We start from the raw sequence: 12,422 nt of genomic DNA, 5'->3' as shown, positions 1-12,422 counted from the left end.
GTTTTGTCATCACCTTCGTGAGCAAACTCACATCATGATCGCCGACTCATCCCGGCCGCGGTGGGGAATCGGATGTTTAGCCTGGCGCTGTACAGGGATAGGGAATCCCGACAACCGGCGCGCCCTCGGGCAGCGCCCCAGTGGCAAAGGTCCAGACGGCAGATGAAGACGACGATGACGTTCCGCAACATTGCCAACCCCCGGCGCACGACGCTGGCGCACCTCGAGGACGCCGAAGCGCTGCAGAAGCCGGAGCTGCGTGAGCACGCCGTCGACCTGCCCACCCAGACGGCCAACCCGCGCCGCACCATCCTCATGGTCGCCCCGGTCACGGCGGCGGAGTAGCGGCCGCCCTCCGGCCCGGCGAGGCGATAGCCTGGAGCGTCAGTCTTCAGCCAGCCAGCAAGTGAGGGGCGACAGCATCCCGTGCGCATCGCCAGGTTCTCCATCGACGGCAATGTCGCCTTCGGCGCGGTCGAGGGCGACAGCCCCGACAGCCTCGTCCTCGACATCATCAAGGGCATCCCGTACGCCGACTTCGAGCTCTCCGGGACCAAGGTCCCGCTGAAGAAGGTCCGGCTGCTGCCGCCCGTGCTCCCCAACAAGGTCGTGGCCATCGGCCGCAACTACGCGGAACACGCCGCCGAGATGGGCAACGAGGTCCCGGATGTGCCCGTCGCCTTCTTCAAGCCCACCACCTCGGTGATCGGCTCGGGCGACTCCATCGAATTCCCCTCCTTCTCCGAGGAGCTGCACCACGAGGCCGAGCTGGCCGTGGTGATCGGCCGTATGTGCCGTGAGGTCCCGCGGGAGCGCGTGAAGGACGTCATCTTCGGCTACACCTGCGCCAACGACGTCACCGCGCGTGACGTCCAGCGGCGCGAGAGCCAGTGGGCCCGGGCGAAGGGCTTCGACACGTCCTGCCCGCTCGGCCCCTGGGTGGAGACCGACGTCGACCCCGGCAACCTGGCGATCCAGGCCACGGTCAACGGCGAGCAACGCCAGCTCGGCCGTACGAGCGACATGGTCCGGTCCGTCGAGGACCTGGTCGTCCACATCTCGGAAGCCATGACGCTGCTCCCGGGCGACGTGATCCTCACCGGGACTCCCGCAGGGGTCGGACCCCTGCACGTCGGCGACGAGGTCGCCGTCACCATCGAAGGCATCGGCACTCTCACCAACAAGGTGATCAAGCGTGGCTAACCCCCCTGTCCGTGTACGTTTCTGTCCCTCCCCGACCGGCAACCCCCACGTGGGCCTGGTCCGGACAGCGCTCTTCAACTGGGCCTTCGCCCGGCATCACCAGGGCACCCTGGTCTTCCGCATCGAGGACACCGACGCGGCCCGCGACTCCGAGGAGTCCTACGAGCAGCTGCTCGACTCGATGCGCTGGCTCGGCCTCGACTGGGACGAGGGCCCCGAGATCGGCGGCCCCCACGCCCCGTACCGCCAGTCGCAGCGGATGGACCTCTACAAGGACGTCGCCGGGAAGCTCCTGGCCGCCGGACACGCGTACCACTGCTACTGCACCACCGAGGAGCTCGACACCCGTCGCGACGCCGCTCGCGCGGCCGGCAAGCCCTCGGGCTACGACGGCCACTGCCGTGACCTGAGCGACGAGCGGAAAACCGCGTACGAGGCCGAGGGGCGCACCTCGATCGTCCGCTTCCGGATGCCCGACGAGGCGATCACCTTCACCGACCTGGTCCGCGGCGACATCACGGTCCAGCCGGAGAACGTCCCGGACTACGGCATCGTCCGCGCCAACGGGGCCCCGCTCTACACGCTCGTCAACCCGGTCGACGACGCCCTGATGGAGATCACCCACGTCCTGCGCGGCGAGGACCTGCTCTCCTCCACCCCGCGCCAGATCGCCCTCTACCGGGCGCTCATCGAGCTGGGCATCGCCAAGGACACCCCCGCCTTCGGCCACCTCCCGTACGTCATGGGGGAGGGCAACAAGAAGCTGTCCAAGCGTGACCCGCAGGCCTCGCTCAACCTCTACCGCGAGCGCGGCTTCCTGCCCGAGGGGCTGCTCAACTACCTCTCGCTGCTCGGCTGGTCGATCGCCGAGGACCGTGACATCTTCGGCCGCGACGAGCTGGTCGCGGCGTTCGACATCGCCGACGTCAACGCCAACCCGGCCCGCTTCGACCTGAAGAAGGCCGAGCACATCAACGCCGAGCACCTGCGCATGCTCGACGTGAAGACCTTCACCGAGGCGTGCGGCCCCTGGCTGAAGGCACCCTTCGCCAACTGGGCGCCCGAGGCCTTCGACGCCGCGCAGTTCGCCGAGATCGCCCCGCACGCCCAGACGCGTGTGACGGTCCTCTCGGACATCACCGCCAACGTCGACTTCCTCTTCCTGGACGAGCCCGTCCACGACGAGGCGTCCTGGACGAAGGCCATGAAGGAGGGCTCCGACGCCCTGCTCGTCACGGCCCGCGCCGAGCTGACCGCCGCCGAGTGGAACGCCGAGGCGCTCAAGACGGCCGTCCTCACCGCCGGCGAGAAGCACGGTCTGAAGCTCGGCAAGGCCCAGGCCCCGGTCCGCGTCGCCGTCACCGGCCGCACGGTCGGTCTGCCGCTCTTCGAGTCCCTGGAGATCCTGGGCCGCGAGAAGACGATCGCCCGCATCGACGCCGCGCTGGCGAAGCTCGCCGCGTAGCTTCTCCGCGAACGGCGGAGGCCGGGACCCCGCCGGGGGGTCCCGGCCTCCGCCGTTCGCGGGCGTACGTCCGGGCTGTCGGCATCCCTGTGCTCAAGGACGGGTAGGTACGCCGCATGACCATCCTCGCGGTCCTCTGGGACATCGACGACACGATCTTCGACTACTCCGGAGCCGACCGCATCGGCATGCGCAAGCACCTGGAGACCGAGGGCTTCCCCGCGGGGTACGACGGCCTGGAGCGGGCCCTCGACGCATGGAAAGCCATCACGGACGTGCAGTGGGCGCGTTTCGCCGCCGGGGAGCTCGACTTCCAGGGGCAGCGACGGGAGCGCGTACGCGCGTTTCTCGGGCGGTGGCTGAGTGACGCCGAGGCCGATGACTGGTTCGGCCGGCACGCCGCCCACTACGAGGCCGCATGGGCGCTCTTCCCGGACACCCTGCCGGTCCTGGACCGGCTGGCGGGGAGCTTCCGACACGCCGTCCTGTCCAACTCCAGCATCCACAACCAGGACCGCAAGCTGCGCGCTCTCGGGGTACGGGACCGCTTCGAGGCCGTGGTGTGCGCCGTCGAGCTGGGCATCTCCAAGCCGGACGCGGGGGCGTTCCACGCCGCCTGTGAGGTGTTGGAGCTCGACCCGCACGAGGTGGCGTACGTCGGCAACGAGCCCGACATCGACGCGGGCGGGGCGGTGGCCGCCGGGCTGGCGGGGATCTGGCTGGACCGCGAGGGGCAGGGCGGTCGTCCCGAGCTCGTGCGGATCACCGGTCTGGAAGAACTTCCCGGCCTGCTGGCGGGCGATACCCGTTTTGGAGCGTCGGACACCTTCAGGTAATGTTCTTCCTGCGCCACCCGAGCGGGCCGAAAGATCCGGGCGGGGAAGCGCAGACAGAAGCAAGACCTCTCAGGGGTTGCGTTTCAGTGGGCTATGGTGTAATTGGCAACACTACGGTTTCTGGTACCGTCATTCTAGGTTCGAGTCCTGGTAGCCCAGCGCAAGACCGAAGTAACAAGCCCCCGTTGTGTAGCGGCCTAGCACGCTGCCCTCTCACGGCAGTAGCGCCGGTTCGAATCCGGTCGGGGGTACAGATCCTTCCCGCGAGAACATTTGGGTCGCACCCACGTACTCGATGCAGGATCGCTAGGGCCCCCGTTGTGTAGCGGCCTAGCACGCTGCCCTCTCACGGCAGTAGCGCCGGTTCGAATCCGGTCGGGGGTACTTGTCACACCATGGGCTATGGTGTAATTGGCAACACTACGGTTTCTGGTACCGTCATTCTAGGTTCGAGTCCTGGTAGCCCAGCGCAAGTCAGCAGTAACCACGCCCCCGTTGTGTAGCGGCCTAGCACGCTGCCCTCTCACGGCAGTAGCGCCGGTTCGAATCCGGTCGGGGGTACAACACGGCAGTACGGAAAGGCCCTTCACTTCGGTGAGGGGCCTTCTTCGTGAGTCCGCAACACCATCTCCGGTGCGGGACGGGTGACTTGGGCCGCCACGACGCTGGGGCGGCCGGAGGGGGAGGACGGAGGCAGGGGTGGGTCAGCCCGTGCGGCGCAGCGCCTCGCTCAGCCTCGCGGCGGAGTCGATGATGGCCTGCGCGTGCATCCGGCCCGGGTGGCGGGTGAGCCGCTCGATCGGCCCGGAGACGGACACCGCGGCGACCACGCGGTTCGACGGCCCGCGGACCGGGGCCGAGACCGAGGCCACGCCCGGCTCGCGCTCACCGATCGACTGGGCCCAGCCCCGCCGCCGTACGCCCGACAGGGCCGTCGCCGTGAAGCGGGCCCCCTGCAGGCCCCGGTGCAGGCGCTCCGGCTCCTCCCAGGCCATCAGGATCTGGGCGGAGGAACCCGCCTTCATCGTGAGCGTGGAGCCGACCGGCACGGTGTCCCGCAGTCCGGACAGGCGCTCCGCCGCCGCCACGCAGATGCGCATGTCGCCCTGCCGGCGGTAGAGCTGCGCGCTCTCGCCGGTGATGTCGCGCAGGTGGGTGAGTACGGGTCCGGCCGTTGCCAGGAGGCGGTCCTCGCCGGCCGCGGCCGCGAGCTCCGCGAGCCGGGGGCCGAGGATGAAACGGCCCTGCATGTCCCTCGCCACCATCCGGTGGTGTTCGAGTGCCACGGCCAGTCGGTGTGCCGTGGGCCGTGCGAGCCCTGTCGCCGCGACCAGCCCGGCGAGGGTGGCCGGACCGGACTCCAGGGCGCTCAATACCAGAGCTGCCTTGTCGAGAACGCCGACGCCGCTAGAGTTGTCCATACGACGATACTCGCGTCTCACTCTGTGAAACGCAAGTTCAATTTTCCCCGGAAGTTGCGAACCTGTACAGGCGGCCGTACAACGGCCCGCAGCCGCCGCCCCGCCCGGGGGTCAGGACGGCGGCACCCGAAATCTCTAGTTGGGCCGGCGACGACGCCGGCCGGAGGGAAAGCGATGGGTAGGACACTCGCGGAGAAGGTCTGGGACGACCACGTCGTCCGGCGCGCCGATGGCGAGCCCGACCTCCTCTTCATCGATCTGCACCTGCTGCACGAGGTGACCAGCCCGCAGGCGTTCGACGGTCTGCGCCAGGCCGGCCGGCCGGTGCGGCGCCTCGACCTCACCATCGCCACCGAGGACCACAACACCCCGACCCTCGACATCGACAAGCCGATCGCCGACCCGGTCTCCCGCGCCCAGCTGGAGACCCTGCGCAAGAACTGCGCGGAGTTCGGCGTCCGGCTGCACCCGCTGGGTGACGTCGAGCAGGGTGTCGTGCACGTGGTCGGCCCGCAGCTCGGCCTGACCCAGCCCGGCACCACGGTCGTCTGCGGTGACTCGCACACCTCCACCCACGGCGCGTTCGGGGCGCTGGCCTTCGGTATCGGCACCAGCCAGGTCGAGCACGTCCTGGCCACGCAGACGCTGCCCCTGGCCCGCCCCAGGACCATGGCGATCACCGTCGAGGGCGAACTCCCCGACAGTGTCACCGCCAAGGACCTCATCCTGGCCATCATCGCCCGGATCGGCACCGGCGGTGGTCAGGGCTACATCCTCGAATACCGAGGCCCCGCCATCGAGAAGCTGTCGATGGAAGCCCGGATGACCATCTGCAACATGTCCATCGAGGCCGGCGCCCGCGCGGGCATGATCGCCCCCGACGAGACCACCTTCGCCTATCTGCGGGGCCGTGACCACGCCCCCGAGGGCAAGGACTGGGACGCCGCGGTGGAGTACTGGAAGACGCTGCGCACCGACGACGACGCCGTCTTCGACGCCGAAGTCGTCATCGACGGCGCCGCGCTCGCGCCGTTCGTCACCTGGGGCACCAACCCCGGCCAGGGCGCGCCGCTGTCGGCCGACGTCCCCGACCCCGCGTCGTACGAGGACGCCTCGGAGCGCCACGCCGCCGAAAAGGCCCTGGAGTACATGGGGTTGACCGCCGGCCAGCCGCTGCGTGAGATCAACGTGGACACCGTGTTCGTAGGTTCGTGCACCAACGGGCGCATCGAGGACCTGCGTAACGCCGCTGCGGTCCTGGACGGCCGCAAAGTCGCCGACGGTGTACGGATGCTGGTCGTCCCGGGTTCCGTCCGGGTGGCCCTGCAAGCCGTGGAGGAGGGCCTGGACAAGGTCTTCACCGCCGCCGGCGCCGAATGGCGGCACGCGGGCTGCTCGATGTGCCTCGGCATGAACCCCGACCAGCTGGCCCCCGGTGAGCGCTCCGCCTCCACCTCGAACCGGAACTTCGAGGGCAGGCAGGGCAAGGGCGGCCGTACCCATCTGGTCTCCCCGCAGGTCGCCGCCGCCACCGCCGTGCTGGGCCACCTGGCCTCGCCCGCCGATCTGTCCGACGTCCGTACGCCCGCCGGAGTCTGAGAGTCATGGAAGCATTCACCGCACACACCGGCCGGGCCGTCCCGCTGCGCCGCAGCAACGTCGACACCGACCAGATCATCCCCGCGCACTGGCTGAAGAAGGTCACGCGCGACGGTTTCGAGGACGGGCTCTTCGAGGCCTGGCGCAAGGACGAGAACTTCGTCCTCAACCGCCCCGAGCGCAAGGGCGCCTCGGTGCTGGTCGCCGGTCCCGACTTCGGTACGGGCTCCTCGCGTGAGCACGCCGTCTGGGCCCTGCAGAACTTCGGCTTCAGGACGGTCATCTCCTCCCGCTTCGCCGACATCTTCCGCGGTAACTCCCTGAAGAACGGTCTGTTGACCGTCGTCCTCGACCAGCAGGTCGTCGACAGGCTCTGGGAGCTGACCGAGGCCGACCCCACGGCCGAGGTCACCGTCGACCTGGAGAAGCGACAGGTCCTCAGCGACGGCATCACGGCCGACTTCGAGCTCGACGAGAACGCCCGCTGGCGACTGCTGAACGGCCTCGACGACATCAGCCTCACTCTTCAGAACGAAGCGGACATTGTGACGTACGAGGCGGCCAGGCCGTCCCACAAGCCGCGTACGCTTGACGTCTGAGCAGCGCTTTTCCCGAACTGCGCCCCCTGCCTCCCGGCAGGGGGCGCAGTCGCTTGTTGAGACCCCCTCGGGCGACAACTCGCCCTAGATGGCACAATCGGTGCATGGAACGCGACAGCCAACTCGAGCTCTATGGCCAAGTCGCCGACCGATTGAAGGAAGCGCACGCAAAGGTGCGCGCACTGCAAGTCCCGGAGGGCGTACGGATGGCGCTGTCCCGGAAGCTGCTGGTCGTCACGGCCGCGGCTAAGCACGATCTCCCAGGCGCGGCAAGGCGTCTGGACCGGTTGATGAAGGACCTCGATGAGGGCCGATTCCCCGAAGGTGACTGACTCTGCGGAGAGCGCAGCGGTCGACTTCGTTGCGGCACTAGGGTGATTAGCCCGTTTCGTGTTTGATTTGCGGTATATATCTGCCTAACGTGCGAAAAAGCCTGAACAGTTTCGTTTGGGCGATGTCTCCGAAGGGGAAGACGTGAACAAGGCGCAGCTCGTAGAAGCGATTGCCGACAAGGTCGGCGGCCGTCAGCAGGCCGCAGACGCCGTCGACGTGGTACTCGACGCGATCGTCCGTGCGGTCGTCGCGGGGGACCGTGTCTCGGTCACCGGCTTCGGCTCGTTCGAGAAGGTCGACCGCCCGGCCCGGTACGCCCGCAACCCGCAGACGGGCGAGCGCGTACGGGTCAAGAAGACCTCCGTGCCCCGTTTCCGTGCGGGACAGGGGTTCAAGGACCTGGTGAGCGGCTCCAAGAAGCTCCCCAAGAACGACGTGGCCGTCAAGAAGGCTCCCAAGGGCAGCCTCTCGGGCGGTTCTTCCACCCGGACGACGGCGAAGGCGGCGGCGAAGAAGGCCACCGCCAAGAAGGCCACGGCGCGCAAGACCACGGCGGCAGCGAAGAAGACGGCGCCCGCCAAGACCACCGCCAAGAAGACCACCGCCACGGCCAAGAAGACCACGCCGGCGGCGGCGGCGAAGAAGGCGGCCCCGGCGAAGAAGACGACGGCCACGAAGAAGACCGCCGCCGCCAAGACGGCGCCTGCCAAGAAGACCACGGCGAAGAAGGCGCCCGCGAAGAAGACCACGGCACGCACGACCACAGCCAAGAAGGTCACCGCACGCAAGAAGTGAGACCGGGCGCCGCTCGTTCCTCATACGCGCCGGGCCGGGCTCCCCTCGGGGAGCCCGGCCCGCGGGCTGTTCCAGGGCCGTTCAGAGCGTCTGCAGCGTCACCAGGGTGATCCGCAGCGAGGCACCCTCGCCCTCGGTCTCGATCCGCACCCGCTGCCCCGGGCGCAGCAGCCGCAGCTCCCCCGCGTCGAACGCGGGGGCGTCGAAGTCCACCGGGGTGCCGTCGTCGAGCAGCACGCTGCCGGTGCGGGTCTCGGAGTCGTACGTGAACGAGGTCGCCTGCATACGCGGAAGCTTACGACCTGGCGCCGGTCCCGCCCCGCGTCATCGGTCCGCGGCAGGCAGCACGGGGGTTACCAGTTCCGTGGTGAACCGGCCCACCCCCAGCGCGAGCGCCGCGCGCAGATCCCCGCCCGTGTCCACGTCCCTGCGGACCGAATCGAGGCCGGGGAGGGTGACTTCCACCGCCCCCGATGCCAGATGCCGCGCCCGCGATGCCCCGCCGAAGGCCGGCCGCAATTCTATTCCGGGTGACGCGGAAAGAAATGTGGTGCCGATTCCCTGCGTATCGCTGACAAATGCGCGGGGAAATGCGGCGGCGAATTCAAGAACCCGCGCCAATTCGTCGGGACGCAGAGCGGGAAGATCGGCGTTGAGCGCGGCCACCGCCACGTCCCCGCGCCGCGCGCGCACCGATCGCGCACCGTGCTCCAGTGCCGCGTCGAGCCCGGCCGCCGGGGCGTCGGCGACCGTACGCGCGCCGAGTGCGGCCAGCGCCGCTGCGGCCACCGGGTCGTCCGTGACGACCACCACATCCCGCACCGCCCGGCAGGACAGCGCCGTCGACACGGTGTCCTGTGCGAACGCCAGGGCCAGGCGCGGCCGCAGGTCCCCGCCCACCGCCCGGCCGAGCCTGCTCTTGGCCCGTGCCAGCGGTTTCAGCGGGACGACCAGGGACCAGGGGCCGGTCGGGTCGGTGTTCGTGGCGATCTCCCCCTCCGTACGCATCAGCCCATATTCTCGCCTGCCGGTACGACAACCCGGAGGTCCGCCCCCACGGGTGAGGCGTACGGTGTTCTCCACACAGCAGGGGCCCGAGGCAGGACGACACCGCCGCGAGCCGCGCAGCAGCTCGTTTCCTAGAGGAAGGCGTCCGAGTGTCCCGCCGCAGAATCGGCTTCTGGTACCGCCTGGCGGCGGTCATCGCGAAACCGCCCCTGGTGGTTCTGTTCAAGCGGGACTGGCGGGGAGTGGAACACATTCCGGCCGATGGCGGATTCATCACCGCGGTCAATCACAACTCGTATCTGGACCCGCTGTCGTACGGCCATTTCCAGTACAACACCGGACGTGTGCCGCGGCTCCTCGCCAAGGCCGGTCTCTTCAGGACGCCCTTTGTCGGCATGATCCTGCGTGGCACCGGGCAGATCCCCGTCTACCGCGAGACGACCAACGCACTCGACGCCTTCCGGGCCGCCGTCGACGCCATCGAGCGCGGCGAATGCGTCGCCTTCTATCCGGAAGGAACGCTCACCCGCGACCCCGACATGTGGCCGATGGCGGGCAAGACCGGCGCCGCCCGGGTCGCGCTGATGACCAAGGCCCCGGTCATTCCCGTCGCCCAGTGGGGCGCCAACCTCGCGATGCCGCCCTACGCCAAGGAGAACAAGCTCCGGCTGTTCCCCCGCAAGACCCTGCGGGTGCAGGCCGGTCCGCCGGTCGACCTCTCCCGCTACTACGGCCTGGAGCCGACTCCCGACGTCCTGCGCCAGGCGACCGAGACCATCATGGCCGCGATCACCGCCCAGCTCGAGGAGGTACGCGGCGAGAAGGCCCCCGCCGAGCTCTACGATCACCGTAAGGCCCGTGCTGAACAGCGGCGCAAGGCAGAGGGAAAGGGATTGACGTGACGCACCCCGTAAAGGCCGCCGTCTTCGGAACCGGCTCATGGGGTACGGCCTTCGCCATGGTCCTCGCCGACGCCGGCTGCGAGGTCACCCTCTGGGGGCGTCGTGCCGAGGTCGCCGAGGCCGTCAACACGACCCGTACCAACCCCGGCTACCTCCCGGGGGTCGAGCTGCCCGCCTCGGTCCGGGCGACGACCGACCCCGCCGAGGCGCTGCGCGGCGCCGACTTCGCCGTCCTCGTCGTGCCTTCGCAGACCCTGCGCGCCAACCTCGCCGACTGGGCGCGGCACCTGGAGCCCCGGACCGTGCTCGTCTCCCTGATGAAGGGCGTCGAACTGGGCACCGCCAAGCGGATGAGCGAGGTCATCGAGGACGTCACCGAGGTCACCGCGGACCGGATCGCGGTCGTCACCGGCCCCAACCTCGCCAAGGAGATCGCCGAACGCCGCCCCGCGGCCGCCGTCGTCGCCTGCTCCGACGAGGACGTCGCCCGGCGCCTCCAGGCCGCCTGCCACACCCCGTACTTCCGGCCGTACACCAACACCGATGTGGTCGGCTGCGAGCTCGGCGGCGCCGTGAAGAACGTCATCGGCCTCGCCGTGGGCATCGCCGACGGCATGGGCCTCGGCGACAACGCCAAGGGCTCCCTCATCACCCGCGGCCTCGCCGAGACGACCCGGCTGGGGCTCGCCATGGGTGCCGACCCGCTCACCTTCTCCGGACTGGCCGGACTCGGCGACCTGGTGGCGACCTGCTCCTCGCCGCTCTCGCGGAACCACACCTTCGGTACCAACCTCGGGCGGGGGATGACGCTCCAGGAGACCGTCGCCGTCACGAGCCAGACCGCCGAGGGCGTCAAGTCCTGCGAATCCGTGCTCGATCTGGCGCGCAGGCACGACGTCGACATGCCGATCACCGAGACCGTTGTCGGCATCGTCCACGAGGGCAAGCCGCCGGTGGTCGCGCTCAAGGAGCTGATGTCGCGCAGCGCCAAGCCCGAGCGACGCTGACTCGAGCCCTACCAGCAGGTACGCTCATCGCGATATGAGCAGCCAGAACCTCCCCCAGAGCCCTGAGAGCCCCCTGAGCTCCGAGCAGAGCTCCGAGCCGGGCCGCAAGCCGCGTGTGGCCGTCGTGTTCGGCGGCCGGAGCTCCGAGCACGGCATCTCGGTCGTCACGGCCGGTGCCATCATGAGCGCCGTCGACCGGACGAAGTACGACGTCCTGCCGATCGGTATCACCAGGGACGGGCGTTGGGTCCTCACGTCCGACGACCCGGCCCGCATGGCCATCACGGACCGCCAGGTGCCCGACGTGGACCAGCTGGCCGACTCCGCACAGGGCGCCGTGACGCTCTCCGTCGACCCCGGCAACCGTGACGTCGTCGTCAGCGAACCCGGTGCGGTGCCCACGGTCCTGGGCGAGGTCGACGTCGTCTTCCCCGTGCTGCACGGCCCCTACGGCGAGGACGGCACGCTCCAGGGGCTCCTGGAGCTCTCCGGAGTGCCCTACGTCGGCGCCGGCGTCCTGTCCTCGGCCGTCGGCCAGGACAAGGAGTACATGAAGCGGGTGTTCACCTCCTTCGGGCTGCCGGTCGGCCCCTACGAGGTCGTCCGCCCCCGGGAGTGGGAGTCGGACCGCCCCGCTGCCCGCAAACGCGTCATGGAGTTCGCGGCCGAACACGGCTGGCCGCTCTTCGTCAAGCCCGCCCGCGGCGGCTCCTCCATGGGCATCACCAAGGTCGACGACCCCGCCGGGCTCGACGAGGCGATCGAGGAGGCCCGCCGGCACGACCCCAAGTTCCTCGTGGAGTCCCTGCTGCGCGGCCGGGAGATCGAGTGCGGCGTGCTGGAGTTCGAGGACGGACCGCGGGCCAGCGTGCCCGCGGAGATCCCGCCCGTCACCGCGCACGACTTCTACGACTTCGAGGCCAAGTACATCGACTCGGCGGCCGGCCTGGTACCCGCACCGCTCACCGAGGAGCAGACCGCCGAGGTGCGACGGCTCGCCGTCGAGGCCTTCGAGGCGGCCTCCTGCGAGGGCCTGGTGCGCGCCGACTTCTTCCTCACCGAGGACGGCACGTTCGTCATCAACGAGATCAACACCATGCCGGGCTTCACCCCGATCTCCATGTTCCCCCGCATGTGGCAGGCGAGCGGTGTGGAGTACCCGGAGCTGGTGGACCGGCTGATCACGGCCGCGCTGAACCGCTCCACCGGTCTGCGCTGATCTCCGAGGGCCTCGAGGGCTTTGACGCTTTGAGG

At 69.4% G+C, this 12,422-nt stretch carries 14 protein-coding genes and 5 tRNA genes; 16 read left to right on the top strand and 3 right to left on the bottom strand.

The window, feature by feature from the left end; genetic code table 11:
• The first annotated feature begins 162 nt into the window (after nt 1-162).
• From ACFYSH_RS05100 to ACFYSH_RS05060, 9 genes are all read left to right on the top strand, one after another.
• A complete protein-coding gene (locus tag ACFYSH_RS05100) occupies nt 163-345 on the top strand; it encodes a hypothetical protein (RefSeq protein WP_359472953.1) in 183 nt (60 codons plus the stop codon).
• An 81-nt stretch (nt 346-426) separates the two neighbouring features.
• The gene (locus tag ACFYSH_RS05095) at nt 427-1,203 is read left to right on the top strand and encodes a fumarylacetoacetate hydrolase family protein (protein WP_359472951.1); all 777 of its coding nucleotides are present in this window, start codon (nt 427-429) and stop codon (nt 1,201-1,203) included.
• Entirely contained in the window at nt 1,196-2,668 is a 1,473-nt protein-coding gene (gene gltX, locus ACFYSH_RS05090; protein ID WP_388750939.1) for a glutamate--tRNA ligase, read from the top strand. The genes ACFYSH_RS05095 and gltX overlap by 8 nt, the downstream gene beginning before the upstream one ends.
• Before the next feature lie 116 nt (nt 2,669-2,784).
• The gene (locus tag ACFYSH_RS05085) at nt 2,785-3,504 is read left to right on the top strand and encodes an HAD family hydrolase (RefSeq protein WP_359472947.1); all 720 of its coding nucleotides are present in this window, start codon (nt 2,785-2,787) and stop codon (nt 3,502-3,504) included.
• 87 nt (nt 3,505-3,591) lie between these two features.
• A tRNA-Gln gene (locus tag ACFYSH_RS05080) sits at nt 3,592-3,663 on the top strand.
• A gap of 19 nt (nt 3,664-3,682) precedes the next feature.
• Nucleotides 3,683-3,755 (top strand) — tRNA-Glu (locus tag ACFYSH_RS05075).
• Between the two features lie 60 nt (nt 3,756-3,815).
• Nucleotides 3,816-3,888 (top strand) — tRNA-Glu (locus ACFYSH_RS05070).
• Nucleotides 3,889-3,900: 12 nt separating this feature from the next.
• Nucleotides 3,901-3,972, top strand: a tRNA-Gln gene (locus ACFYSH_RS05065).
• Between the two features lie 20 nt (nt 3,973-3,992).
• Nucleotides 3,993-4,065, top strand: a tRNA-Glu gene (locus ACFYSH_RS05060).
• 143 nt (nt 4,066-4,208) lie between these two features.
• On the opposite strand, the gene ndgR is transcribed toward ACFYSH_RS05060, so the two are convergent.
• Nucleotides 4,209-4,925 carry an IclR family transcriptional regulator NdgR gene (gene ndgR, locus ACFYSH_RS05055; protein WP_033303994.1) on the bottom strand — a complete coding sequence of 239 codons (717 nt, stop codon included), beginning with the start codon at nt 4,923-4,925 and terminating at the stop codon, nt 4,209-4,211.
• Nucleotides 4,926-5,099: 174 nt separating this feature from the next.
• On the opposite strand from ndgR, the gene leuC reads away from it, so the two are divergent.
• The 4 genes from leuC to ACFYSH_RS05035 all read left to right on the top strand — a co-directional run bounded on the left by leuC (nt 5,100) and on the right by ACFYSH_RS05035 (nt 8,251).
• Entirely contained in the window at nt 5,100-6,524 is a 1,425-nt protein-coding gene (leuC, locus tag ACFYSH_RS05050) for a 3-isopropylmalate dehydratase large subunit (protein ID WP_359472944.1), read from the top strand.
• Between the two features lie 5 nt (nt 6,525-6,529).
• Nucleotides 6,530-7,123 carry a 3-isopropylmalate dehydratase small subunit gene (gene leuD, locus ACFYSH_RS05045; protein WP_359472942.1) on the top strand — a complete coding sequence of 198 codons (594 nt, stop codon included), beginning with the start codon at nt 6,530-6,532 and terminating at the stop codon, nt 7,121-7,123.
• 104 nt (nt 7,124-7,227) lie between these two features.
• Nucleotides 7,228-7,455: a hypothetical protein gene (locus tag ACFYSH_RS05040; RefSeq protein WP_031100634.1), complete on the top strand. Its 228-nt coding sequence runs from the start codon at nt 7,228-7,230 to the stop codon at nt 7,453-7,455.
• Between the two features lie 142 nt (nt 7,456-7,597).
• Entirely contained in the window at nt 7,598-8,251 is a 654-nt protein-coding gene (locus ACFYSH_RS05035) for an HU family DNA-binding protein (protein WP_359472939.1), read from the top strand.
• Nucleotides 8,252-8,332: 81 nt separating this feature from the next.
• Here ACFYSH_RS05035 and ACFYSH_RS05030 read toward each other — a convergent pair whose 3' ends face one another.
• Both ACFYSH_RS05030 and cofC read right to left on the bottom strand, forming a co-directional pair.
• Nucleotides 8,333-8,536 (bottom strand): hypothetical protein, encoded by a 204-nt coding sequence (locus tag ACFYSH_RS05030; protein WP_359472937.1) that lies wholly within the window; start codon nt 8,534-8,536, stop codon nt 8,333-8,335.
• 39 nt (nt 8,537-8,575) lie between these two features.
• Entirely contained in the window at nt 8,576-9,259 is a 684-nt protein-coding gene (gene cofC / locus ACFYSH_RS05025) for a 2-phospho-L-lactate guanylyltransferase (RefSeq protein ID WP_388750934.1), read from the bottom strand.
• 149 nt (nt 9,260-9,408) lie between these two features.
• Between cofC and ACFYSH_RS05020 the strand changes: the two genes are divergently transcribed.
• The 3 genes from ACFYSH_RS05020 to ACFYSH_RS05010 are packed head-to-tail and all read left to right on the top strand — an operon-like array spanning nt 9,409 to nt 12,387.
• A complete protein-coding gene (locus ACFYSH_RS05020) occupies nt 9,409-10,161 on the top strand; it encodes a lysophospholipid acyltransferase family protein (protein WP_359472933.1) in 753 nt (250 codons plus the stop codon).
• Nucleotides 10,158-11,168: an NAD(P)H-dependent glycerol-3-phosphate dehydrogenase gene (locus tag ACFYSH_RS05015; protein WP_359472931.1), complete on the top strand. Its 1,011-nt coding sequence runs from the start codon at nt 10,158-10,160 to the stop codon at nt 11,166-11,168. Before ACFYSH_RS05020 ends, ACFYSH_RS05015 begins: the two co-directional genes overlap by 4 nt.
• Before the next feature lie 34 nt (nt 11,169-11,202).
• On the top strand, nt 11,203-12,387 hold the full coding sequence (locus tag ACFYSH_RS05010; RefSeq protein ID WP_359472929.1) for a D-alanine--D-alanine ligase family protein: 1,185 nt from the start codon (nt 11,203-11,205) through the stop codon (nt 12,385-12,387).
• Nucleotides 12,388-12,422: the final 35 nt, after the last annotated feature.

The sequence above is a fragment of the Streptomyces sp. NPDC005791 genome (assembly GCF_042871485.1).
Classification (GTDB): Bacteria; Actinomycetota; Actinomycetes; order Streptomycetales; family Streptomycetaceae; genus Streptomyces.
This window is presented reverse-complemented; position numbering and strand designations above follow the sequence as displayed.